The sequence below is a fragment of the Myxococcus xanthus genome, from assembly GCF_006402735.1.
GTDB classification, from domain to species: Bacteria; Myxococcota; Myxococcia; order Myxococcales; family Myxococcaceae; genus Myxococcus; species Myxococcus xanthus_A.
On sequence record NZ_CP017174.1, the window covers coordinates 800,560 to 822,648 of the forward strand.

Sequence of the window (22,089 nt, forward strand, 5' to 3'; positions counted from 1 at the left end):
CGCGGCTCAGGCGGGCAGTCGTCGCAGGGCCTCCGCGAGGCGGATGTGTCCCTGGAAGGCGCCGTTGCCCCGGGGCGTCTCGCCCTTTTCAATGGCGTGGGCGAAGCGCACGCCTTCGTCGGCCTCCAGCCGCTCGAAGAGGCCCTGGAGCTTCGGGTAGTCCCGACGGTCCAGCACCTCGTGGTACCGGGTCCACCGGGCGATGCCGATGAAGTAGGCGTCCGCCAGGGTGCGCTGGTCGCCCAGCAGCCACGGCTGGTGACTCAGCATCGCCTCGAGCTTCGCGTGCGCGGTGACCACGCTGCGGGCTCCGTAGGTGCGCAGGGCCTGCTTGTCGGACTCCGGCAACTCGGCGTGCTCCAGCGCGTACCAGAGCGGCGAGAAGGCGCCGAAGAAGGTGGTGTTCAGGTACGCGAGCATCTGGTTCAGGCGGTCGAAGCCCTCGGTGCCTTGAGCGAATGACAGCCCCGTGTCGCCGCCGCGCGCGCCCAGGTGGTTGAGGATGGCCATGCTCTCGCTGATGCGCGCGCCTGTCTCCGTCATCAGGGTGGGCGTCTCCGCGACGGGGTTGATGCGGCGGTAGTCCGCGGTGGTGACGTCCTCCGGCATTGCGATGCGGCACAGCTGGTAGGGCCGGCCCAGCCATTCCAGCGCGACGATGGAGCCGAATGAGCAGCCAGAGGGGATGCCGTAGAAGAGGGTGGGCAGTTCCATGGTGAATCTCCTGTCCGAAGCGGAAGGCGCGATGCCTTCGATGGGGACAAGATGGCCGTGGAAACGTGCGCCGTGTAGACAGCGGAACGCGAACGCAAGGTCCACATCCGTGGACGATGAGGCGCGGCCCTTGAATCTCAACGACCTCCATATCTTCGTCCAGGCGGTGGAGAGCGGTGGCTTCGCCGCGGCAGCTCGGCGGTTGGGTATTCCCAAGTCCACGGTGAGCAAGCGCGTGGCCGAGCTGGAGGACGGGCTGGGCGCCCGGTTGATTCAGCGCACGTCGCGGAGCTTCACGTTGACGGACGTGGGGCGGGACTTCCTCGACCATGCCCGCGCTGTCGTGATTGAGGCGGAGGCCGCGGAGAGTGTGGTGCGCCGCCGGCAAGTGGAGCCCAGTGGCGTGGTGAAGATCACCACGGCGGTGCCAACGGCGCAGTTCCAGCTCGCGGACCGGCTGCCGCTGCTGGCGCTGGCCCATCCCAAGGTGCGTGTCGAGCTTCACGCGACCGACCGCTTCGTGGACCTGGTGCAGGAGGGGTTCGACATCGCGGTGCGCAGCCACTTCGCGCCGCTGCCCGCTTCGGGTTTGGTTCAGCGTCGGCTGTCGGTGGAGCCCATCATCCTGGTGGCTTCGCCCGGCTACCTGTCCGGACGTGGCAAGCCTCGCCGGCCGGAGGACCTGCGCGAACACGACGGTCTCCTGACCAGCTCCATGGCCACCCAGTGGCGGCTGCGCGGACGCGCCGGTGAGGCCGTCACGGTGGTGCCTCGTGTGCGCATGAGCGCCGACGAATCGCTGGTGCTGCTGAAGGCGGCCATTGCTGGGCTGGGCATCGTCTGCCTGCCGGAGTCATTCACGCGCGCGGATGTGGAGGCAGAACGGCTGGTGCGCGTGCTGCCGACGTGGACTGCTGGCGCGGTGACGACGACGCTGCTGACGCCACACCGCAGAGGCCAGTTGCCCGCCGTGCGCGCCGTCATCGACTTCCTGATGGAGGGCGCCGACGCCGCGTGAGCTTCGTCACCGCGCGTGACGGTGCGGCTACGTCGCCACCCGCTCGATGGTGGCGAGCCAGGCCAGCGCGCCCTCCGGGTCGGTCTGCTCGTAGTGCGCCTCCCGGATGGACTTCACGCGCCATCCTTCCCCGAAGGTCGCGCTCAGGGCCTCCGGGGGAATGGCACGCGGTCCGTCGCGGAAGTACAGCGCATGGTAGTGCCCGCCGGGCCGTAGCACACTCGCGAGGCTGGCGGCGAACGCGGGCCGGTCTCCAGGCTCGAAGACGTGGAGCAGGGCCGAATCGAGGAGGGTGTCGAAGCGCCGGCCCAGCGTGGCCAGCTCCAGGGCGTTGCCCACGCGCAGGTCCACGTCGAGCCCGCGCAGGTATGCCGTGTCTCGCGCCCGCTGGATGGCCGGCTCCATCATGTCCACGCCGCACACCGGCAGGCCCTTGGCCGCCAGGAAGAGCGCGTTCTCCGCGAAGCCGCAGCCCACGTCGAGCACCTCGCCGGAAATCGCGCCGGCCTCCCACAGTTCGACGAAGGCCCGCTGGGGCCGTCCGATGTCCCAGGGCGCGCCCAGCAGGTATGCCGAGCGGAAGAACTCGCGCCGGACCGCTGCTCCTTCAGGCACCCGCCGCATGCCGCACCTCGCCTTCCTGTGTGCTCTGAGCGCGATGCCGCGGAATCAGCCGGACCCCGAGCGGCTGGAGCGCGAGCGCCGGCCGGGGCCGCACCACGCAGCCCGGTGCCAGCTCCAGCCGGAACCGCCGGGCCACGCACGCGGTGATGAGCACCGTCTCCAGCATCGCCAGCGCCGAGCCGATGCAGAACCGGGGGCCGCCGCCGAACGGGAAGTAGACGTACCGGTGCATGCGCTGGGCGTCCTCGGACAGCCAGCGCTCCGGACGGAAGGACTCGGGGGCGTCGAAGTAGCGCGCGTCGCGGTGGGTGACCCACTGGCTCACCGCCAGCATCGTGCCCGCCGGGACGTGGAACCCACCGAGCTCACAGTCGCGCAGGGCCTCCCGGCTGGTAATCCACGCCGGTGAGTACAGGCGCATGGCCTCCTTCACCACCGCCTCCGTGTAGCGCAGGCGCGGAAGGTCCTCGGCGCCAGGAAGCCGGCCACCGAGCACCGTCTCCAGCTCCGCCACCAGCCGGGCCTCGGCTTCCGGGTGCTGGGCCAGCAGGTACCAGGCCCACACGAGCGCGTCCGCCGTCGTCTCGTGCCCGGACATGATCATCGTCGCCAGCTCATCGCGCAGTTGGGCCTCGGAGAGGGGCTCCGGGGCGGACAGCAGCAGGGCGAGCAGGTCCGTGCGCGACTCCGGTTGCTCCCGGTAGCGGCGCACGAGCGTCGCGAGCAGCGTGTTGAGTCGGCCCAGCGCCCGGCGCAGGCGCAGGTTGGTGGGCGTGGGCACCCAGATGGGCGGCCGCAGGGGACTGTCGGTGTGCCGCATGACGGCGTCCACGGCGGCGGCCACGTGGTGGGCCTCGTCGTCGATGGGCGTGTGGAAGAGGAAGCGGCTGACGATGTCGAGCGCCAGCGCGGACACGTCCGCGTGCACGTCCCGCGCGTCGCCGGGGCGCCACGTCTGGAGCATCGTTTCGGTGAGGGCCACCACGGTGTCACCACACGCGGCCACGTGCTTGCGATGGAACGCGGGCTGGACGAGGCGCCGCTTGCGCAGCCAGTCCTCGCCCTCGCTGTTCATCATCGCTTCGGGAAAGCCGCCTTTGTGACGCTTGCCTTGGCCCACGCCGGCGAGCTTCACGAAGTTGCCGTCGCCGTTGACCAGGACCCGTTCAATCAGGTCCGGGTGATTGAGGAGGAAGTTGCGCTTCCCCAGGCGCACCACGTCGCCGTACTCCCTGGCGCAGCGGGTGAGGAACCCCAGCGGGTCCTCGGAGAACTCCACCAGGTTGCCAGCAATGAAGTGGCCCTGGGGCCCCGGCGGAAGGCGCACCTGTGGCATGAAAGGGTCCTGGAGGGGGGAACTGCCGCTGGCGCAGGCGGAGCGAACCGTGCGCCCCACCCGCGTCGACCAGCTCTTGCGACCCAACCGTCAGGGCACAATGCCTGACGGCTTTTGACTAGTAATAGATATACGGGGCGGAGAGCTTGTCCGCGCGAGCAAACCGCATCAGCACAGCCAAAGAGTACAGGGCCTTCTTCATGGCGAACTCCTGGTTTGAGGTGGTGGCGTCTTGCTGTCTGCTGACGTCATGGCCAGCACGGTGAAATGTGGCATAGCCCGAGAAGGCAGTGCAAGTGTCTGTGATTAGTGGAAACCCCTTGCTTCCCAGGCTGGCGCGCAGCGCCGTCACCGGTAGTGGGTGGCAATCCAGTCGCCTTCAATCTGCTGCACGGAGATGTCCAGCTCGTAGATGGCGCGCAGGACGTCGGGGCGCATGATGTCCTCCGGGCGGCCCTGGAACGCGACCTTGCCGTCGCGCATGGCGACGATGTGGTCGGAGTAGCAGGAGGCGAAGTTGATGTCGTGCAGCACCAGCACGAAGCTCTTGCCCAGCGTGTCCGCGGCGTGCCGGAGCCGCTTCATCATGGACACCGCGTGTTTCAGGTCCAGGCCGTTGAGCGGCTCGTCCAGCAGCACGTGGTCCGTGTCCTGGCAGAGCACCATGGCCACGAAGGCGCGCTGACGCTGGCCGCCGGACATCTCATCCAGGAAGCGGTCAGCGAGCGCGCTCAGCCCCATGTGTTCAATCGCCCGCTCCACGTGTTCGCGGTCCTGCACGGTGGGGCGGCCCTTGGAGTGCGGATAGCGGCCGAAGGTCACCAGCTCACGCACCGTCAGCCGGGCGGTGATGTGGTTGTCCTGCCGGAGGATGGCCAGCCGCTTCGCGAGCGTGTCCCCGGGCGTGGTGGTGACGTCCAGCCCGTCCACCAGCACGTTGCCCGACGACATGGGCATCACCCGGCTCATCATGGACAGCAGGGTCGACTTGCCCGCGCCGTTGGGGCCGATGATGGCGGTGATGCCGCCCACGGGCAGGCTCAGGGTGACGCCATCCACCACCAGCGTTTCACCGTAGCGCTTGCTGACGTTCTTCGCCTCGATCATCTCGTGGCCTTTCTCATGAGCATCGCGATGAACACCATCCCGCCGACGAACTCGATGATGACCCGGGGATTGGTGTCCAGGCGGAAGACGCGCTCCAGGATGAACTGCCCGGCGACCAGGGCGATGGCGGCGATGAGCGCGGCGGCGGGGAGGACGAACGCGTGCTTGTACGTCCGCATCACCGCGTAGGCGATGTTGGCCACCAGCAACCCCAGGAACGTCACCGGCCCCACCAGCGCGGTGGACACGGCGACCAGGATGGCCACCAGCGCCAGCACCCAGGACACCGTCCGCTGGTAGTCCACGCCCAGGTTGATGGCGGCCTCCCGGCCCAGCACCAGGACGTCACAGGCCCGCAGCAGCCGCAGGCCCAGCACGGAGACACCCAGCGTCAGCACCGCGGAGAGCAGCAGCAGCTCGTGCTCCGGGTCGTTGAAGCTGGCGAAGAAGCGGTCCTGCAGGAAGATGAACTCGTTGGGTTCGATGACACGCTGGACGAACGACGACAGGCTCCGGAACAGCACGCCCATCACCACGCCGGTGAGCAGCAGCAGGTGGACGTTGCCCCGCGCCATGCCGAAGAGCCAGCCGTGCAGCATGGCGGAGAAGGCCACCATGATGATGACCTCCGCGCCGAACAGGAGCCGGGGGTCCAGCCCCGCCACGGTGGTGGAGCCCAGGAAGAACACCAGGCACGTCTGGATGAGCACGTACAGGTAGTCGAACCCCATGATGGCGGGCGTCAGCACGCGGTTGCCCGTCACCGTCTGGAAGAGCACCGTGGAGACGGCGACGGCGTAGCCCACCAGCAACGCGGTGGCGACCTTCTTCCCGCGGAAGGGCAGCACGAAGTCCCACGGGCCGCTCACGTCGACGAGCATGAACAGGGCCATGAAGGCCGCGGCCACGCAGCCCAGCACGAGCAGGGACCGCAGGGGGCTGACGGACGGGGCGCTAGCCGACACGGGCGCCTCGCTTCAGCAGGAGGTACAGGAAGAGCACGCTGCCGATGACGCCGGCGATGGTGCCTCCGGGAATCTCATACGGGTGGCCCACCACGCGGCCCACGATGTCGCAGAGCAGCACGAAGGCGGCGCCGCTCACCGCGACCCAGGGAATGGACCTGCGCGCGTTGTCGCCCATGACCATGCTGACCAGGTTGGGGACAATCAGGCCCAGGAACGGAATCATGCCCACCGTGACGACCACCATCGCGGTGACCAGGGAGACGATGAGCAGCCCCAGCGCGACGATGCGCGGGTAGTTCAGCCCCAGGTTGGTGGTGAACGTCTCGCCCATGCCGGCCACGGTGAAGCGGTCCGCGGCGGTGTAGGCGGCGCAGGTGAGGCCCAGCGTCACCCACAGCAGCTCGTAGCGGCCGCGAAGCACGGTGGAGAAGTCACCCGTGGTCCACGCGTTGACCGTCTGCAGCAGGTCGTACCGGTAGGCGAAGAAGGTCGTCGCCGAATCGATGATGCCGCCCAGAATCAGGCCCACCACCGGGACGATGAGCGCCGAGCGCAGGGGGATGCGCCGCAGCACCAGCAGGAACAGCGCCGTCCCCGCCAGGGCGAAGACGGTGGCCACCATCATCTTCCCGAGCACCGGAAGGCCAGGCGCCAGCAGGGTGGCGGTCAGCAGGCCCAGGCTGGCGGACTCCGCGGTGCCCGCCGTCGTGGGCTCCACGAAGCGGTTGCGGGCAATCATCTGCATGATGAGGCCCGCGACGCCCAGGGACGTGCCCGCCAGCATGACGGCGAACATGCGCGGCAGCCGGCTGATGACCAGCACCTGGAGGGCGCGCTCATCCGGCTCGGGAGCGAAGAGGGCGCGCCAGGACACGTCACTGGCGCCAATCAGGAGGCTGACCACCGCCAACGTGACGAGGACGGCGGCCGCGGCGAATGCGCGCTTCACGGCGGGAACGGACTACTGGGCCTGCGCGTAGGCGCTCGCGACCTGGTCGCGCAGCTGCTTGACGGACTGGATGCCGCCGCCGGTCAGGTAGGTGATGCCGGGGTCCAGGTAGACGACCTGGTTCTTCTGCCAGGCCGTCGTCTGCCGCACCAATTCGTTGTCCAGCACCTGCCGGGCATTGCCCTCCTTCTGGCCGGTGGCGGCGTCCCGGTCGATGACGAACAGCCAGTCGGGATTCTTCTCCCGGATGAACTCCGCGCTGATGGACTCGCCGTGCAGCGAGGTGCGCAGGCCCTCGGCGGCCTCGGGCACGCCGAAGTCACCATGGATGACGCCAAAGCGGGAGCCCGGGCCATAGGCGCTCATGCGCCCGCCGGTGACGAGCACGACCAGGCCCTTGCCGCGGGGCGCCGTCACCTGCTGGAGGTCCGCCACTGACTTGCGCAGGTCCTCAATCAGGCCGCGCGCCTTCTCCTCCTTGCCGAAGACGCTGGCCAGCATCTCCGTGTTGGCAATCACCGAGGCGATGAAGTCCTTGCCGCTCATCGGCACGTCGATGGTGGGCGCGATGCGGGACAGGTTCGCGTACTTCGCGCTGGAGCGGCCCCCGGTGATGATGAGGTCCGGCTTCGCGGCCTGGAGGGCCTCGTAGTCGGGCTCGAACAGGGTGCCCAGGCGCGGGTACTTCGCGTCACGGAACCGGGTCAGGTGCTGGGGGAACATGTCTCCCGCCACGCCGTGGACGTCCACCTCCAGGGCCTGGAGGATGTCCAGCGCCACCAGGTCGAACACCACCACCCGCCGAGGCTTCAGCGGGACGACGGTGGTGCCCTGTCCGTGCGTCACCGTGCGGCCCTCCGGCGCGGCGGCCTCTGCGGCGGGGGTGGACGCGGCGGCGTCCGGGCGCTGGAACTTCACGCCCACCCACAGGACGGCCAGCACGACGACGACGGAAAGCAGGGCGAAGAGCGGAAGGGAACGCCTGTTGGATGTACTCACAGTGGTCGCCGGAAAGGGTGATTTTGATTCTGAGAATCAATTGCGCATCATAGGTGCTTACGTCCGCACCGTCAAAGCCTGGGTGTTTCTTCTGTCGCGCTCCGGGGCGGTCCCTCGCGCCGGGCTGCGGGTCGCCAGGCTGGCTGTTTGAATCCGGCCGCGCCGGAATGACGTTGCCGCTGGGGGACGCAGGAGGAGGACTCCATGGGCGAGGCATCCGCGACCAGCACCCACCCCGAGCCGGGCATCCCCGCGCGCTTCTTCGGGGACCCGGACTTCGACTTCGAGGCGCGGCTTCACGAGGATGAGCAGTTCTGGCCCGGCCAATCCCAGGTGCTCTACCGCGCGCTGTCTGGTGAGAAGGCATTGGCCCGCTTCACCCGTTAGGACGGCGCGAACCTCCATTGCCAGCCAAGCGCGCGGGTCCGTCATGGAGACGAGGAGGGCAGGGCCGGGCGGATGTCCGTGTTCGCCCGCGCATGCAGGGGCATGAAGAGCGCGCGGGCGCCGTCCGCGAGCACTGGCAGGGCCACCGAAGGCTGGAGGACGGCGCCCAGCCCCGCCTGGAGATGCAAGAGGCGGTTGAACTGCCGGTGCACGGCGGCGTCCCGGGAGCTGCGCTCCATCATCCGCCGGATGTACCAGTGCAGCACCCCCACGCCGGGCTTCCGCTGGCCGACGGCCTGCGGGTACTGCAGGTCGATGTTCGTGCCCATGAACCAGGGCAGGCGGATGGTGTCGGACAGGCGCTTGCGGAAGCGCTGGGCGAGTCCGTCGAGCGTCGTGGGGGAGCGCCTGGCCTGCTCTTCGATGCAGGCGTGGAGCAGCGCCGCGCCCTGGGCCGCCACCGACATGCCCTGGCCGAAGACGGGGTTGAAGGCACACACGGCGTCACCGACGATGACCCAGTTCTCCGGGAAGCGCGCGAGGCGTTCATAGTGCCGCCAGCGGCTCTCCTTCACCTTGTGCAGGGTGAGCGGTCCCAACGGCCGGGCCTCCCGCATGCAGGCGTACAGGTCCGGCTGGGGCAGGGAGCGGGCGAACGCGAGGAAGCCTTCGTCGTCCGTGGGCGCGTGCTCACCGAAGTACCCATTGAGCGTGACAATCCAGCGGCCCTGCTCCACGCGGGAGATGAAGCCAGCGCGCCAGTTCACCGGCGGACACGGGTACTGCATGAGCACCTTCCAGTCCTCCTGGAGGTGCGCGGGAGGTTCGTAGAGGCGGGTGGTGTACGCGAGATCCACCCGCACCTGTTCCTCCTCGGGGCGTGCATGGCCCAGGGCCTCCAACCACTGGGGCGCACGCGAGCCCCGGCCCGTGGCATCCACCACCAGCGCGGCCTCCAGCGGCTCCTCCACGCCGTCCTTCTTCAATCGCACGCCGGTGACGCGCTGGTGGGAGGCGTCCGTGCGCAGCCCTTCGACCGAGACGCCGCCGTGAAACTCGACGTTGGGCAGCGCCAGCACCCGGCGCAGCACGTGCCATTCCAGGAAGGGACGCGTACACACCAGCAGGGGAAGTCCCTGGGGGACGCGCGACTTCCAGACGCCGAAGTGGTGCCACGCGACGTCCCGGCTCGAATCGATGAGCGCGGCCCCCTGGGCCTGGAGGTCCTGGAGGAGGCCGGGGAAGAAGCGTTCCAGGATGCGGTGACCCGCGTCCAGCATCACGTGGACGTGCGTGCCCTGGGGAACACCTTTGCGCGCCGCGTGCGTGCCGGGGAGCGGGTCCCGCTCCAGGATGATGACTTTCTCGAAGTGGTCCGCGAGCGCGCGGGCGCTCAGCAGCCCCGCCATGCTGCCGCCCATGACCACGGCACGTCCAAAGCGATGTCCAGGCATGTCCACGTTTCAGGTCCCCTGCGTTCCATCCGACGTGCCCGCTTCGGGAGAAGGCAAGGCCATCTCCCGAAACCAGTCGCCGTCAGTGGGGACATTTCATGGCGTGGGTCTGACGTGTGCCGTTGGAATGCGCACGCGCTGCCCAGGCTGGACGCCTGCTCAAAGCAGTTCGCAGTCGGGGATGCAGTGACGCACGTTGATGAGCGTGCGCGTGCTCGCCATGCTGGACTGACACGCCGCGTACTGGGTCGCGGGCTGGCCGTTCTGACGCGTGTTTCCGCACTTCGCCGTACAGGCCTGCACGTTCTCGAACCAGTAGATGAGGTCTCCATTGGGGCAGTGAGGCGGGTGGCCCAGTCCCTGCTCGATGCTGATGGGGGCCTCACCCTCGGGGACGTCCATGTCGGCCTCTCCGCCACCGCAGGCGATGAGCGACAGGGAGAGACACGCGGTCAGCGAGGCGATGAGACGGGAGGCATTCATGGCTCGGCTCCTTCCAGGAGTGGAATCCAGAGATGATGCACCATCCCCGGCTTTCACTGAAAGCACGTGCCGAGTGCTGCCGCGGAGGACAACCGCACCAGCACTTTTCGTCGGGAGCACAGATGCCGCGGCCCGGTCCGCCGCAGCCGCGGTCGCATTGGAAGTCGAAGGAGGCTCCCAACCGCAGGCGATTCATCGCAAAAGAAGAGTGACAATGGAGCCTGTTTCACTGCGCACCGCGTTCTGTGGCCTTTCTCTCATCGCGGCTCCCGCTGCCTTTGCCTGGGGGAGCACGCATTCCATTCCGCTGTTCGAGTCGCAGATGGCCGCGGGATTACGAACGCGGGAGATGGCGCGCTACTACGTCACCACGTGGGTGGACCCCTATGGCCGCGCGCGCCCGGGTGACATCGGCGGCTACGTCGTGGCGTTCGTCAACGAGGACCGGGACTCCGTCCGGTTCATCGAAGTGATGACCTGGTCGCAGTAGGGCCGGGACTCGGCCCTCATGGAGCGGCGGAGGCTGAATGGCCCCCTTCCACCGTCCCCTGCGTGTCTGTGGTTTACATCTTTTCATTCGTTTGCACGTTGGCGTCCTCCTTGGGTGGGCAGCATGCCGCTCCCTCACGCTCACGAAGGAGGCACACGTGCAGACACGAAACCCACTCTCCGCCCTGGTGACATCCACGCTCATCCAGGTCAACGGCAACGGCGATGGGACGACGCTGCGCGGCTTCTATGCGCGCAACGCCGGGAGCACTGGCATCCAGGTGCGCCTGTCCGGAGAGGCGAGTGCTTTCACGAATCTCTGCGAGGACGTGCGCATCCAGGGCAACAAGGTGGAGAACAGCCGGCAGGACGGCATCACGGTCCACCAGTGCAACCACATCCTCGTGGAAGGCAATCGGGTGGCTGGCTTCAGCAAGGGGAGCGACGCCGGCAACGAGCATGAGCACGGCATCGACTTCGTGGCGGTGGGCGCCTGTTGGCATTGGGTGAAGCTGCGCAGCCTGGACACGTTGGCGCTCCAGTCTGGGAGCGTCACCTTCCGGGTGGAGAACCGGGAGAAGGGCGTCGCCATCGACCGGTCCTTCCTCACCAGCGATCCGAGCACGCTGCCTTGGCCAGACGCCTTGTCGGATTTCCGGAAGTGACCTGCCCTCTAGGGCAATGGGCGTTCGCCACTCGGCTTCCCACCGTCCTCCGGTTTCGGACCGGAGAGGAGTGGTGCACATGCGCGTTGGCAGATGGTGTGTTCTTGCGGGGCTGGGGATGCTGGGCTGTGGTGGGGTCGAGGAGGACGTGCGCGCCGCCACCGGAGAAGAGCGGGTCCATGCACAAGCCTGTGCTCCCGGGGGCTCCGTCTACAAGGTGAAGGACATCCTGCCTCCGGGCGCGCCGCTCCCGTCCCCAAGCGTGCCGGTGCCCGACTCACTGACGAACGTGCAGGGCACGCTCTACTTCGGGTCGGACCTCTACGGAGACCGCGCCACCCTGTGGCGCAGTGATGGGACATCCGTGGGCACCGTGCCCGTGAAGGAGTTCATCGCGCAGGGGCCGGGTTACCGGGGGCTGCGCGAGTTCACGTCGGTGGGCGCCCGCCTCTTCTTCATGGTGAATGAGCCACCATTCGGAAGGGAGCTGTGGGTCAGTGATGGGACGGGAGCGGGCACGCGGCTCGTCAAGGACCTCGAGCCGGGGACCGCCAGTTCCTCGCTGTACTACCTGGGACAGGCAGGGGACGTGCTGACCTTCTTCCGGATGCCCTCCGCGGGAGCCGGGCAGTCGCTGTGGCGCTCCGATGGGACGGAGGCAGGCACATTCCAGCTCATGGCCTACGGACCGGAGCAGGAGGTGTCGTCACGGTCGCTGGGGGTGGCGGGGGCGCGCTTGTTCACCGTGAGCAGCACGGGGGAGGGTACCTGGCTGTGGCGGACGGATGGAACGGCCGCGGGAACCACGCGGGTCAAACGCCTGGACGCGGAGCAGGTCTATCTCTCCGGCTGGGAGCACACCGAGGCGGGCGTGAGTGTCTTCACCTTCTGGGACTCGGGGTCCATCACCGAGGTCTGGAAGACGGACGGGACTCCGGGCGGCACCGTGCGCCTGGAGTCCTTCGGTGGCGATGTCCGGCTGTTGGGGGCCCTGGGTGGGCACGTCTATCTGTCGTCCGTTGTCGGGGGCGGGACTTCCTTGAGGGTGTCGAGGGTGTCGCTCGCGGGCGGTGGAAAGGAGGCGGTGACCACGCTGCCGAACCGCTACGCGGGCCAGCCCGGCGCGTGGCCCTTCGTGCAGATGGCGGTGTGCGCGGGCGGGAAGCTCTATCTGTCCGTGGGCATCGGCACGCCCGGGCCCGCGCCTCGCGAGGTGAGCCTCTGGGTGACAGATGGCACGGCGGCCGGGACGCGGGAGCTCAGCCGGGGCCTGTCGACGTCGGATGAGTGGGCCTCGCCGCTCTTCGACACCGGCGTCGGGACGCTGCTCTTCAGCACGAGCGAGGGCGGCACGGGCCTGGAGCCCTGGGTGACGGATGGCACGCACGAGCGGACAGGCCTCGTCGCGGACCTCAGCCCCCTGGGCGGCTCCGGGCCCGAGGACTTCACCCGCGTGGGCAGCACCGTGTTCTTCCGCGCCAACTCCAACACCTGGGGTGACGCGCTGTGGGCCATGCCCGCCAACGTGGCATGCCCCACCCAGGAGCTCCACGCGCGCTGACGCGATGCGCGCCGTGACGGCGTGAGGCGGTGGCTGGCGGCGTGCGTTCGAGCCTGCCTGGAGCAAGGCTCGACGCACGCGGTCGCAGCCGGTGTCGGGAAAGTCCCAGTTGTGACATGAAATGTAACAACCAGGCATCCATACATCGGTGATGGGGCTGGCTCTTGCCAGGAAATACGGGGGGATCCAAACGAGAATCGTGTCGTTGCGCGCCTCGTCGTGCTGATGGCATGTGACTGCATTCACACTTTGGCTGTCGTGATTTGACCGATAGTCCTGGCTGGATTATCTCTTCGTGCGCTGCTTCATGTCGCAGCCATGAAGCCTGTCGTCCATGCTGGTGGTCTGAAAAGGCAGGGCCCCATGAAGACGCTGAGCCGTGCGATAGGCCCGGGGCCGGCGCTGCTCCGCTCGTCGTCCCGCAGCCCATTCCCACAAGGAAGGTAGCCTGTGAACAGTCCCATCCTGATTCTGGGTTTGCTCGTGGCCAGCGCAGGCCCGAGTCATGCCGCGAACTCCTCGCGTGAAAGGGCGGCCACGGTGAACTCCGCCAGCTCCAGTGCCTCGACGGACCGTGTCTCCATGCAGGCCAATGGCGCGAGCCTGGTGGTCGAACTCAAGACGGTGCGTGACGTCAGCGCGGTGGTCGTCACCGAGTCGTCTCCAGTGGCGTTCTGGCCCTTCCAGAAGAACGACGTCATCGTGCGCATCAACACGAAGCAGATCTCCCGACCGTCGGACATCCTCTTCGTCTGGCGTACCGGTGCGCCCTCGTCCTTCGAGTTCGAGGTCCTCCGAGGCGGCACGCGCCTGGTGTTCACAGGCACGGCCGCGGAGTTCCCGGGGCTGGGCCTGCCGCCCACGCCGGAGCCGCCCCCGCCGCCTCCGCCCCCGACGCCCTGAGTCCCTGGCGCCGCCCGTCTCCAGTCAGTCGCGAGGCCCCGGTACGCCGGAGGCCCGCGTCTGCCGTTCCAGGCGCCTGACAAAGCCATTTCAGTCGTGGTGGCAGTGGGGTGTCTGTTTTTTGTTGGGCTGCGTCTTGATATGGCGTGAGAAAGTCATGAACAATCAAGACGCCCGGACAGGTGATGCGTGAAGACCTGAACGGGTCGCAGACAAAACAACACCCCCGGAGGTACGCATGGACGACTCGAAGAAGGGTTCTCGTCGTACGATTCGCGCACTTGCCTCACCGGCTGCCCTGACGGTGCTCTTCGGAGCCTTCGCCAGCAACGCCGCGACCCTGAAGCCCGTGGTGAATGACACCATTGGCGTCAACAACGTCAGCTTCCCGACGACCGAGGTCCAGCAGCAACAGCAGCAGCAACAGCAGCAGGTCGTGAAGCCTGGCACCATGGCCAGCGGCAAGCCGGTGATGCTCCAGTCGCTCGTCGCGGACCTGGGCCTCGCATAGCTCCACCGAAGTCTGTTGTCAGCGCTGCCTTCCTGTGGGGAGGCAGCGCTTCTTCGGGGGCATTCAATTCATGGGAGCGCTCCCGGCGCGCGATGACGCACAGCCTTGTCGGTTCAGCCCAGCACATGGAGGTTCTGGCCCATGGAAACGCCCTTGACGCAGCGGCCCGGTGACACCCCCCAGGAGGCCCGCGACAGCTCGCGACCGGACCTTCATCTCGTCTTCCCTCCGCAGTGGTCTCCGCTCCAGCCCTTCCTGAGCACCCCGTCGCTCAAGGCCTACCTGGAGCAGAAGGGCCACCGCGTCCACCAGGACGACTGGAACGTCGTCTTCTACCGCTGGTTCATCGGCCGGGCGCGCCTGCCCCTGGCGCGGGCGCGACTGGAGCGCTTCATCGAGGCGCTGTCGGATGAGCACCGCCTCTACCGCGCCCGGTGCCTGCAGGCGCTGGCGACGCTGGAGGAGTATGAGCAGCTCATCGTCCAGGTGGAGGGGCTGCGCACCGGCGATACCTACGGCACGGTGGAGAGCTTCAAGGACAGCGTGGACGCGCTCAAGGCGCTGCTCGCGGCGTTCTCCGCGGCGGAGCCCGTCATCGAGGTGGGGACGACGTCACTCCAGGACGGCGACGTCCTGGGCTCCATTCCGTCACTGCTCGCCTTCATCGACAACCGCAACGCCAACCCCTTCATCGCCTTCTTCGAGGAGCAGGTCGCGGGCGTCAAGCAGCTGCCTCGCTACTTCGGCGTGTCCATCATCGGCACCGAGCAGATTGTCGCGGGACTCACGCTCTGCCGTGTGCTGAAGCAGCGCCATCCGGACGTCCCGGTGCTGGTGGGGGGCAGCGTGTTCTCCCGCCTGGTGGAGAAGGAGAGCACGTGGGTCACCCAGCTGTTCGGCAGGTGCTTCGACTTCATCTGCCGGTACGAGGGCGAGCGCCCGTTGGACCGCTTTCTGTCCGTGGAAGACCCACGGGGAGACCGCCCGCCCAACTTCGCCTTCATGGAGGGTGAGAACCTGGTGCTGACGCCGCTGGGGGACTCACTGCCCATGAGCGAGGTCCCCACGCCGGATTTCGGGGGGCTGCCGCTGGATGAATACCTGTCCCCCGAGATTGTCCTGCCGCTGTTGACGACGCGCGGTTGTTACTGGGGGAAGTGCGCGTTCTGCTACCACGGCATGATTTACGGCGACCGCTACCGCATGCGCGCGCCCGAGATGATTGCCAAGGACCTGGAGGTGCTCAACGCGCGCCATGGCGTCCGGCACTTCGCGTTCAACGACGAGGCGCTGCCGCCCAAGCTCTTCCGCATGTTGCCGCCCGCCGTCCCCAAGGGGCGCTACTTCTTCACCGCGCTCTACAAGTTCGAGAAGTACTTCACGCGGGAGGACTTCCAGAACATGCACGACATCGGCTTCCGCTCGCTCTACATCGGGCTGGAGACGGCGTCCGAGCGCGTGCAGCGCCACATGCGCAAGAACAACACGCAGAAGGTGATGGTGGACAATCTCCAGTTCGCGCATGACGCGGGCATCTGGAGCCATACCTTCAACTTCTTCGGCTTCCCCACGGAGACGGAGGCCGAGGCGGAGGAGACCGTCCAGTTCCTGCTGGGGCATTCGGACATCCTGCACTCGGAGGGCACGGGGACCTTCGTCTTCGAGCACAACGCGCCCATCCACCTGTCGCCCGAGCAGTTCGGCGTGAAGGCCTTCAAGCCGCGCACGGACACCGTGCTGGACCTCTTCTACGAATACGAGCCCGCCGTGGGACTGGACGCGGCTGGCGCGCAGGCCGTGCTGGAGCGCTACAACCGCCTCAAGCGCGAGCGGAAGGTCTACCAGCATGGGCACTGGGTGGACCGAGAGCACCTGCTGCTGCTGCTCAGCCGCTACGGGCGGGACGCACTGAAGAAGGCCTTCGCCGAGGTCGAGGATTCGGACCGGGGCTATTCCGCGGCGGAGTTGCTGCGGGGCTATGAGTTCGACACGCCCGAGGGCAAGCGTCACTTCGTGGTGAACCGCCGGTTGCGCCGGGTGTGCATCACCAACGAGGACGCGGTGCGCATCGTCGGGTGGCTCCAGTTCGGCGCCAAGGTGGAGGACCTGCTCTCCGCCTATCCCGCGCTGTCGGCCGCGCTGGACCCGGTGCCCGAGGACGTGGTGGAGCTGACAGCGCTGCGCGAAGCGTCCTGAAGCCAGTGGCCCGTGTCCCTCGCGCCTGGAGGCCCCGGGCGCGAGGGACAGCGCCCCGTCACCGCTTCTGGATGGCGATGATGGGGTCCACGCGGGAGGCGCGGCGCGCGGGCAGCCAGGTGGCCAGCAGCGCCACGCCGCCCAGCAGCAGGGCGAACACGCCGAAGGTCAGTGGGTCCGTCCCGCTGACGCCGTACAGCAGGCTTTCCATGTAGCGGGACAGGCCGAAGGCGGCGACGAGCCCCACGCCGATTCCCAATCCCGCCATCTTCATGCCCTGGTCCATGACCAGCCGCACCACCCGGCCCGGAGGCGCCCCGAGCGCCATGCGGATGCCAATCTCCTGGGTGCGTTGCGAGACGAGGTAGGAGATGACGCCGTAGAGGCCCGCGGTGGCCAGCACTAGCGCGATGAGCGCGAACGCGCCCAGGAGCGTGAGGCTCAGGCGCCGTCCCGCCACGGACTGCTGGATGATCTCCTCCATGGTCATGATGTTGTAGAGCGGCTGCTCGGAGTCCACGGCGCGCACCGCGCCGCGCAGCGTGGCCGCCACGCCTGCGGGCGCCGAGTGTGTCTTGAGCACCAGCGTCACCGCTTGGAAGTACCAGAGCGTGGAGCGCGGATGGTTGTAGGGGAGGTGGACCTCGGGGAGGGGCTGCTGGTCCAGGCCCGCCTGCCGCACGTCTCCCACCACGCCGATGATTTCCACGGGCTGGCCCCCGACGAGCAGCCGGCGTCCCACGGCCTCGCTCCCCGCGAAGTGCCGGCGGGCGAGGGCCTGGTTGACGATGATGACCTGCTCGGCGCCGCGGCCGTCGTCCTCGGTGAAGTCGCGGCCGGCCAGCAGCGGTATCCCCAGCGACTTGAACAGGTCCGGGCTGGTCGTCCTGAACTCCGCGAACAGCGTCTTGCCCGGCTCCGCCGGCAGCTCGCCCTCCACGGCGTAGTCCCCGCTGGTCCACGCCGTCTGGATGGGCAGGAGGGAGATGAGCGCCGCGGACTCCACGCCTGGGAGCGTCCGGGCCTTCTCCAGGATGGGCTGGAAGAGGCGCTCGACGACCTCTTCCCGGGGGTACTGGTTCGGGGTGATGGGCAGGTGGGCGGTGAGGACGTGGCGCGGCTCCAGCCCTGGCTCGGTGCCCAGCAACTTCACGAAGCCTCGCAGCAGCAGCCCCGCTCCGACGAGCAGCACCAACGACAGTGCCACCTCCGTCACGACGAGCGCGCCGCGAAAGTAGTGGTGCGCGCGCGACGGAGACTGCTTGGCCCCCGGCTCCGCGAGGCTGGCGCTCAGCGGCGTGCGCGTCGCCTGGAGCGCCGGTGTCAGGCCGAAGGTGAGCGCGCTTCCCACGGAAATCAGCAGGAGGAAGCCGAGGACCCGCCCGTTGAGGGGAAGGTCCCCGGTGAGTGGGAAGGACGCCCGGACCAGGTTGCCCATGGCGCTCACACCCCAGGCGCCCAGGAGCACGCCCAGCAGCGCGCCCAGCAGCGACAGCAGCAGGCTCTCCACCAGGAGCTGCCGCACGATGTGCCCCCGGCTCGCGCCCAGTGCGAAGCGGACGGCAATCTCCTGCTGCCGCGTGGAGGTCCGGGCGAGCAGCAGGTTGGCCACGTTGGCGCATGCGATGAGCAGCACCAGCAGCACCGCGCCCTGCAGGAGCAGCAGCGTGGGCCGCACGTTGCCCGTCACCGTCTCCGCCAGGGACACCGCCGTGGCGCTCCGCCCGGCTTGCTGCGCGGGGTGTTCCTCCTCGATGCGGCGCGCCACTTCCTTCAACTCCGCCGCGAGCGTCTGGGGCGGGACACCCGGGCGCAGCCGCCCGAGGACACTCAGGAAGTGCGAGCCCCGGTTGTCCACCCGGTCGGCGGAGGGGACGAAGGGGATGAAGACCTCCATCCGGGCTCCCGCGGGAAAGCCCACCGCCGTGGGCAGGATGCCCACCACGGTGTGGGGCTGCCCGTCCAGCGTCAGCGTGCGTCCCACGAGGCCCGGGTCGGCCCCGAAGCGGCGCTGCCACAGGCCCTCGCCGATGACGACGACGGGCGCGGCCCCGGGCTGGTCATCTCCGGGCGCGAAGCCGGGGCCCAGCTTGGGCGGCGTGCCCAGGAGTTGGAACAGGTTGGCCGTGGCCGCCACCACGTTCACCCGCTCCGCGCCCTCGGGCGTCATCAGGTTGCGCCCCTGGAACTCGTAGGCGGCCACGCCTTCCAGCGAGGGGAGCTGGGTGGACCAGTCCTGGTAATTGGGCCACGACACCGAGCCCAGCCACTTCGGGTCCCGCGACGGCGTCGTTTCGAAGAGGCGAACGAGCTGCCCTGGCTCGTGGTAGGGCAGCGGGCGGAGCAGCACCGCATCCACCACGCTGAAGATGGCCGCGTTGGCGCCAATCCCAAATGCCAGACACAACACGGCCACCAGCGTGAAGACCGGGTCCTTCCGGAGCATCCGCGCCGCGAACTTGAAGTCGCTCGCGATGTCCCCCACTCCGTCGGCGATACGGGCCATGTCCACCTCGCGCGGGTGAGCCTAGCAAAAACAGCTCACCCGGCAATGAGGCCAAGCCCTGAGGGGGCGGTGGTCAGGCCTTGGAAGGGACGGGCGCGTCCCGCGCAATCAGCCCTTCCTTCTTCAGTGCCTCCCAGAAGGTGTCTGGAATCGCGACCTTCATGGACTGCACGTTCGCCTTCACCTGTTCGGGCGTGCGCGCTCCAGGAATGACGGAGGAGACGACGGAAGGCGCGGCGGCGAACTGGAGCGCGGCTGTGCGCAGGTCGATGCCGTGCTTCGCGGCAATCGCGCTCATGCGGGCGCGCTTCTCCTGCACGCCGGGCGGAATGGTGCCGCCGTAGAGGTAGCGGTTGCGTCCGGCGAGGTAGCCGGCGTCGAGCGGCGAGCCCACCACCACGGAGATGCCGCGCTTCTCCAGGGCGGGGAACGTCTTGCTCAGGGCCTCCTCGTGGTTCGTCAGCGAGTACTGCGTGGCCAGCAGGAAGATGTCCGGGGCGCTGACCTCGAGGGCGCGCAGCGCGGGCTCCGCTCGGTTGACGCCGAAGCCCCAGGCCTTGATGAGGCCTTCCTCGCGCATCTTCGTCAGCTCGGGGATGGCGCCCTCAACGGCCTGGTCGAAGTACTCCGTCCACTTGTCGCCCATGTCCTGGTTGTCCGGCGACAGGTCGTGGATGAACACGATGTCGATGCGCGACACGCCGAGCCGCTGCAGGCTGTCCTCGACGGAGCGGCGCACTCCGGCGGCCGAATAGTCGTACCGGTAGCTGAACGGGGAGGCGTCGCTCCACAGCAGCTTTGGCGGCGGCGCGTCTGCGGCGGTGAGGATGCGGCCCACCTTCGTGGACAGCACGTACTCGTTCGCGTCGCGGGTGTGCAGGAAGCGGCCGAAGCGGCGCTCACTCAGGCCCAGGCCGTACCAGGGTGACGTGTCGAAGTAGCGCACGCCAGCGGCCCAGGCGGTCTCCAGGGTGGCCTGTGCCTGTGCGTCGCTGGTGGACGCGAAGCCATTGCCAATGGCCACGCCGCCCAGGCCAATGCGGGTGGTGGGCCGGAACTTGCTGCCCGGAGCGTTGGTGGGAACGGACCGGGTGGCGTGTTTGCCCTTCGTCGGCATCACCGCGCCTTCGCCCGCGGCGCTGGCGAGCAGGGGCGCGGCGGCGAACGCGGCGGCCCCGGTGGCGGCGGCGGAAAGGAATTGGCGTCGAGTACGCATGTCTTCCTCCAGGAAGTCCGGGCCGGGAGGGCTCGCGGGCGCGCGCATCCGGCAAGGTGGAGGAAGGACCGTGTCGGTGACTCCGCGGTGTGTCAACTGGATGCCGCCGCGGCACGGAGGTCCGCGGTGGATGGCGCCGCGATTCGTCGGGCGCTCATCACCTGGCTGTGAAGCCCCCAGTCCCGAACACGGGGCGTGGGGGCTTCACGGGGCGCGTCACTTCAGTGGGGAGCGATGCCCCGCTTCTCGCTGGGCGTCTCCGTGTAGGTGGACTTGAACAGCGAGGCCAGCCCATTGACGGTGGAGCCGAAGGCCTCCACGCCCGCCTGCTTGTAGTTGCCCTTCTTGGCGTTTTCGAAGGCGTCCCGGCCGAAGTTCAGGGCCTCGCGCTGGTGGGCGTTGACCTCGCTGCGCTCCCCCGTCTCCACCTTCTTCACGTTGTCGATGACGCTGGCCTGGGAGCGCGAAGAGATGCCGATGTTGGCCCGGTCGAGAATCTGGTTCACGCCGCCGACCGCGTGGGCGTAGTCGCTCTTCTTGCCCTGCGTGGTCTGGTCGATCTGCTGCCGCATCGGATTCTGGAACGTGTGGTTCTGCTTGACCTTGAACATGGCGTTTCCCCCGTGGGCCTTCGCGGCCCCGCTATGTGATTCTTGAAATGATTGTCGGGGTGTGTGGGCGAAAGTTTCCTGGTCGCGCTTTTTCTCCCACAAAGGCGCCTGTGTGTGGGGATGGATGTGAGCGTCAGTAGAGGATGCTGCAGCCCCACCTCGGCTCCATGCGAGGTGCGCTTGGGCCCGCCTGGGGGAGCTTCTCCAGGCGACGTCAGGCTCCGGCCCGTGTTGCGCTCATCGCCGCGCGAGTAGGTGATGTTGCCCCACCACTGGAGCGTGCCCGAAGGGCGTACTGCGTGGAGCGCCGGGCGTTTCAGGGGTTGCCTTTGGATGGCGCGTCTGGAGTGGCGGCGGCGCCGTGCTTCACGGGGCACGTCTTGGGGAAGGTGCCCAGGGATTCGACTGAGAAGCCCTGCGGGTAGCTGCGGATGTTGGCGCGCTTCCGGGCGTAGGCGGGCTCCTTCCGCGGAGACAGCGCGTAGCGCACGAACGTGCCGCGCGCCTTGAGCGCCATACGGAACACCTTGCGGCTGAGGCCGGACGGGTGGGGGTAGTTGAACGCGTCCAGCAGGGCGTCCTCCATCAGCGTGCGCGCGAAGAGGGTGACCAGCCGCTTGGGTGCGAGGTTCGTCGGCGGGAAGGTGGTGAGCAGCTCCAGGGTGGCGTCCGCGACGGCCTTGCTGCGCGCGTCGAAGGCGAAGTGCTCGGCTTCGTAGCCGTCCATGAACGAGCTGAAGGCCTCGTAGGTCTCCGGGATGTCCTGGATGCCCATGTGGCGGCCGACGGCGCGGTAGTAGTTCGTCCATGCCGTCACTTCATGCGGCGTGAGCGGCCGCCAGCCGAAGTCCGCAATCCAGCGCACGGGCATCACCACGAAGGTGGAGAGCACGTAGCGCATGTCATCGTTGGAGATGTCATAGGCGCCGTGCATCTGGTTCATGCGCCGGAAGGCGCTCCGGCCTTCCTGGCTGGCCATGCCGTGCTCCAGGATGGTGTCCAGGATGAGCACGGTGTCGTCGTAGCGCTTCTGGGTGCGCTGGGTGAACTCGCCCGTGTCGTGCAGGAGGACGCCGATGCTGGGCACCGCGTAGGTGCGGAACAGCGCGAAGCTGAGCGCCTGTTCGACGTCCCAGGGGAACTCCCGGGTGGCGAGGATGCGGACGATGTCTTCGTGTTGGGTCTGGGCGTCGAGACGGTCGGTGAGGTCACGCAGCGCGAAGCGGTTCATCCAACGCTCCTCTGTGAATGCCAACGCGGAGCCTAGCCCAGACAGGGCCTGCCGCGCCCGCTGGCGCCACGTCGGGGCCTTGCCCGCACGGTTGCTGACGCTCGCGACCGGATTGGCACCTTTCCGGCGGCGTCCATCCCTGGGCGCCGGACCAAGGAGCA

Annotated in this window: 22 protein-coding genes; 8 read left to right on the forward strand and 14 right to left on the reverse strand. The window is 68.2% G+C overall.

The genetic code is table 11. The features are described from left to right. Positions 1-6: 6 nt before the first annotated feature. Positions 7-714: a glutathione S-transferase family protein gene (locus tag BHS09_RS03520; protein ID WP_140797161.1), complete on the reverse strand. Its 708-nt coding sequence runs from the start codon at positions 712-714 to the stop codon at positions 7-9. Positions 715-844: 130 nt separating this feature from the next. Here BHS09_RS03520 and BHS09_RS03525 point away from each other — a divergent pair, with 130 nt between their 5' ends. Continuing rightward, positions 845-1,732, forward strand: a complete 888-nt coding sequence (locus BHS09_RS03525) for a LysR substrate-binding domain-containing protein (RefSeq protein ID WP_237080175.1) — start codon at positions 845-847, stop codon at positions 1,730-1,732. Between the two features lie 27 nt (positions 1,733-1,759). Here the strand turns inward: BHS09_RS03525 and BHS09_RS03530 are convergent, their stop codons facing one another. The 7 genes from BHS09_RS03530 to BHS09_RS03555 all read right to left on the reverse strand — a co-directional run bounded on the left by BHS09_RS03530 (position 1,760) and on the right by BHS09_RS03555 (position 7,715). Beyond that, entirely contained in the window at positions 1,760-2,356 is a 597-nt protein-coding gene (locus tag BHS09_RS03530) for a class I SAM-dependent methyltransferase (protein WP_140797162.1), read from the reverse strand. Next, positions 2,340-3,692: a cytochrome P450 gene (locus tag BHS09_RS03535; protein WP_174260487.1), complete on the reverse strand. Its 1,353-nt coding sequence runs from the start codon at positions 3,690-3,692 to the stop codon at positions 2,340-2,342. Before BHS09_RS03535 ends, BHS09_RS03530 begins: the two co-directional genes overlap by 17 nt. Before the next feature lie 118 nt (positions 3,693-3,810). After that, on the reverse strand, positions 3,811-3,894 hold the full coding sequence (locus tag BHS09_RS40195) for a cittilin family RiPP precursor (protein WP_225888965.1): 84 nt from the start codon (positions 3,892-3,894) through the stop codon (positions 3,811-3,813). Between the two features lie 146 nt (positions 3,895-4,040). Then, complete coding sequence (locus BHS09_RS03540) at positions 4,041-4,799, reverse strand: iron ABC transporter ATP-binding protein (protein ID WP_140797164.1); 759 nt, start codon at positions 4,797-4,799, stop codon at positions 4,041-4,043. After that, entirely contained in the window at positions 4,796-5,764 is a 969-nt protein-coding gene (locus BHS09_RS03545; RefSeq protein WP_140787221.1) for an iron chelate uptake ABC transporter family permease subunit, read from the reverse strand. Before BHS09_RS03545 ends, BHS09_RS03540 begins: the two co-directional genes overlap by 4 nt. Beyond that, positions 5,754-6,716 carry an ABC transporter permease gene (locus BHS09_RS03550; RefSeq protein WP_140797165.1) on the reverse strand — a complete coding sequence of 321 codons (963 nt, stop codon included), beginning with the start codon at positions 6,714-6,716 and terminating at the stop codon, positions 5,754-5,756. The genes BHS09_RS03545 and BHS09_RS03550 overlap by 11 nt, the downstream gene beginning before the upstream one ends. A gap of 12 nt (positions 6,717-6,728) precedes the next feature. Further along, complete coding sequence (locus BHS09_RS03555) at positions 6,729-7,715, reverse strand: siderophore ABC transporter substrate-binding protein (protein ID WP_140797166.1); 987 nt, start codon at positions 7,713-7,715, stop codon at positions 6,729-6,731. 204 nt (positions 7,716-7,919) lie between these two features. Here BHS09_RS03555 and BHS09_RS03560 point away from each other — a divergent pair, with 204 nt between their 5' ends. Further along, positions 7,920-8,102 carry a hypothetical protein gene (locus BHS09_RS03560; protein ID WP_140797167.1) on the forward strand — a complete coding sequence of 61 codons (183 nt, stop codon included), beginning with the start codon at positions 7,920-7,922 and terminating at the stop codon, positions 8,100-8,102. 41 nt (positions 8,103-8,143) lie between these two features. Here the strand turns inward: BHS09_RS03560 and BHS09_RS03565 are convergent, their stop codons facing one another. Beyond that, entirely contained in the window at positions 8,144-9,556 is a 1,413-nt protein-coding gene (locus tag BHS09_RS03565) for an FAD-dependent oxidoreductase (RefSeq protein WP_174260488.1), read from the reverse strand. Between the two features lie 159 nt (positions 9,557-9,715). After that, the gene (locus tag BHS09_RS03570; RefSeq protein ID WP_140797169.1) at positions 9,716-10,039 is read right to left on the reverse strand and encodes a hypothetical protein; all 324 of its coding nucleotides are present in this window, start codon (positions 10,037-10,039) and stop codon (positions 9,716-9,718) included. Positions 10,040-10,253: 214 nt separating this feature from the next. Here BHS09_RS03570 and BHS09_RS03575 point away from each other — a divergent pair, with 214 nt between their 5' ends. The 6 genes from BHS09_RS03575 to BHS09_RS03600 all read left to right on the forward strand — a co-directional run bounded on the left by BHS09_RS03575 (position 10,254) and on the right by BHS09_RS03600 (position 16,364). Further along, entirely contained in the window at positions 10,254-10,529 is a 276-nt protein-coding gene (locus tag BHS09_RS03575) for a hypothetical protein (RefSeq protein WP_140797170.1), read from the forward strand. 157 nt (positions 10,530-10,686) lie between these two features. Then, the gene (locus BHS09_RS03580; RefSeq protein WP_161605122.1) at positions 10,687-11,193 is read left to right on the forward strand and encodes a right-handed parallel beta-helix repeat-containing protein; all 507 of its coding nucleotides are present in this window, start codon (positions 10,687-10,689) and stop codon (positions 11,191-11,193) included. Positions 11,194-11,272: 79 nt separating this feature from the next. Then, entirely contained in the window at positions 11,273-12,754 is a 1,482-nt protein-coding gene (locus tag BHS09_RS03585; protein WP_237080176.1) for a hypothetical protein, read from the forward strand. A 450-nt stretch (positions 12,755-13,204) separates the two neighbouring features. Beyond that, the gene (locus tag BHS09_RS03590) at positions 13,205-13,657 is read left to right on the forward strand and encodes a PDZ domain-containing protein (protein ID WP_237078016.1); all 453 of its coding nucleotides are present in this window, start codon (positions 13,205-13,207) and stop codon (positions 13,655-13,657) included. A gap of 238 nt (positions 13,658-13,895) precedes the next feature. Beyond that, on the forward strand, positions 13,896-14,168 hold the full coding sequence (locus tag BHS09_RS03595; protein WP_237078017.1) for a hypothetical protein: 273 nt from the start codon (positions 13,896-13,898) through the stop codon (positions 14,166-14,168). A 141-nt stretch (positions 14,169-14,309) separates the two neighbouring features. Then, a complete protein-coding gene (locus BHS09_RS03600) occupies positions 14,310-16,364 on the forward strand; it encodes a B12-binding domain-containing radical SAM protein (protein ID WP_140797173.1) in 2,055 nt (684 codons plus the stop codon). Between the two features lie 58 nt (positions 16,365-16,422). Here BHS09_RS03600 and BHS09_RS03605 read toward each other — a convergent pair whose 3' ends face one another. The 4 genes from BHS09_RS03605 to BHS09_RS03625 all read right to left on the reverse strand — a co-directional run bounded on the left by BHS09_RS03605 (position 16,423) and on the right by BHS09_RS03625 (position 21,928). Continuing rightward, a complete protein-coding gene (locus BHS09_RS03605; protein WP_140797174.1) occupies positions 16,423-18,870 on the reverse strand; it encodes an ABC transporter permease in 2,448 nt (815 codons plus the stop codon). A 73-nt stretch (positions 18,871-18,943) separates the two neighbouring features. Further along, the gene (locus BHS09_RS03610; RefSeq protein ID WP_140797175.1) at positions 18,944-20,086 is read right to left on the reverse strand and encodes an aldo/keto reductase; all 1,143 of its coding nucleotides are present in this window, start codon (positions 20,084-20,086) and stop codon (positions 18,944-18,946) included. 221 nt (positions 20,087-20,307) lie between these two features. Continuing rightward, positions 20,308-20,697 (reverse strand): hypothetical protein, encoded by a 390-nt coding sequence (locus BHS09_RS03615; RefSeq protein ID WP_140787241.1) that lies wholly within the window; start codon positions 20,695-20,697, stop codon positions 20,308-20,310. Between the two features lie 316 nt (positions 20,698-21,013). After that, on the reverse strand, positions 21,014-21,928 hold the full coding sequence (locus BHS09_RS03625; protein ID WP_140797177.1) for an oxygenase MpaB family protein: 915 nt from the start codon (positions 21,926-21,928) through the stop codon (positions 21,014-21,016). Positions 21,929-22,089: the final 161 nt, after the last annotated feature.

What these genes read in the sequence shown, in the direction of transcription:
- BHS09_RS03610 (WP_140797175.1), bottom strand. Translation starts at nt 20,086, where the DNA reads ATGCGTACTCGACGCCAATTCCTTTCCGCCGCCGCCACCGGGGCCGCC.
- BHS09_RS03520 (WP_140797161.1), bottom strand. Translation starts at nt 714, where the DNA reads ATGGAACTGCCCACCCTCTTCTACGGCATCCCCTCTGGCTGCTCATTC.
- BHS09_RS03585 (WP_237080176.1), top strand. Translation starts at nt 11,273, where the DNA reads ATGCGCGTTGGCAGATGGTGTGTTCTTGCGGGGCTGGGGATGCTGGGC.
- BHS09_RS40195 (WP_225888965.1), bottom strand. Translation starts at nt 3,894, where the DNA reads ATGAAGAAGGCCCTGTACTCTTTGGCTGTGCTGATGCGGTTTGCTCGC.
- BHS09_RS03575 (WP_140797170.1), top strand. Translation starts at nt 10,254, where the DNA reads ATGGAGCCTGTTTCACTGCGCACCGCGTTCTGTGGCCTTTCTCTCATC.
- BHS09_RS03595 (WP_237078017.1), top strand. Translation starts at nt 13,896, where the DNA reads ATGGACGACTCGAAGAAGGGTTCTCGTCGTACGATTCGCGCACTTGCC.
- BHS09_RS03540 (WP_140797164.1), bottom strand. Translation starts at nt 4,799, where the DNA reads ATGATCGAGGCGAAGAACGTCAGCAAGCGCTACGGTGAAACGCTGGTG.
- BHS09_RS03560 (WP_140797167.1), top strand. Translation starts at nt 7,920, where the DNA reads ATGGGCGAGGCATCCGCGACCAGCACCCACCCCGAGCCGGGCATCCCC.
- BHS09_RS03570 (WP_140797169.1), bottom strand. Translation starts at nt 10,039, where the DNA reads ATGAATGCCTCCCGTCTCATCGCCTCGCTGACCGCGTGTCTCTCCCTG.
- BHS09_RS03535 (WP_174260487.1), bottom strand. Translation starts at nt 3,692, where the DNA reads ATGCCACAGGTGCGCCTTCCGCCGGGGCCCCAGGGCCACTTCATTGCT.
- BHS09_RS03625 (WP_140797177.1), bottom strand. Translation starts at nt 21,928, where the DNA reads ATGAACCGCTTCGCGCTGCGTGACCTCACCGACCGTCTCGACGCCCAG.
- BHS09_RS03600 (WP_140797173.1), top strand. Translation starts at nt 14,310, where the DNA reads ATGGAAACGCCCTTGACGCAGCGGCCCGGTGACACCCCCCAGGAGGCC.
- BHS09_RS03565 (WP_174260488.1), bottom strand. Translation starts at nt 9,556, where the DNA reads ATGCCTGGACATCGCTTTGGACGTGCCGTGGTCATGGGCGGCAGCATG.
- BHS09_RS03615 (WP_140787241.1), bottom strand. Translation starts at nt 20,697, where the DNA reads ATGTTCAAGGTCAAGCAGAACCACACGTTCCAGAATCCGATGCGGCAG.
- BHS09_RS03605 (WP_140797174.1), bottom strand. Translation starts at nt 18,870, where the DNA reads ATGGCCCGTATCGCCGACGGAGTGGGGGACATCGCGAGCGACTTCAAG.
- BHS09_RS03530 (WP_140797162.1), bottom strand. Translation starts at nt 2,356, where the DNA reads ATGCGGCGGGTGCCTGAAGGAGCAGCGGTCCGGCGCGAGTTCTTCCGC.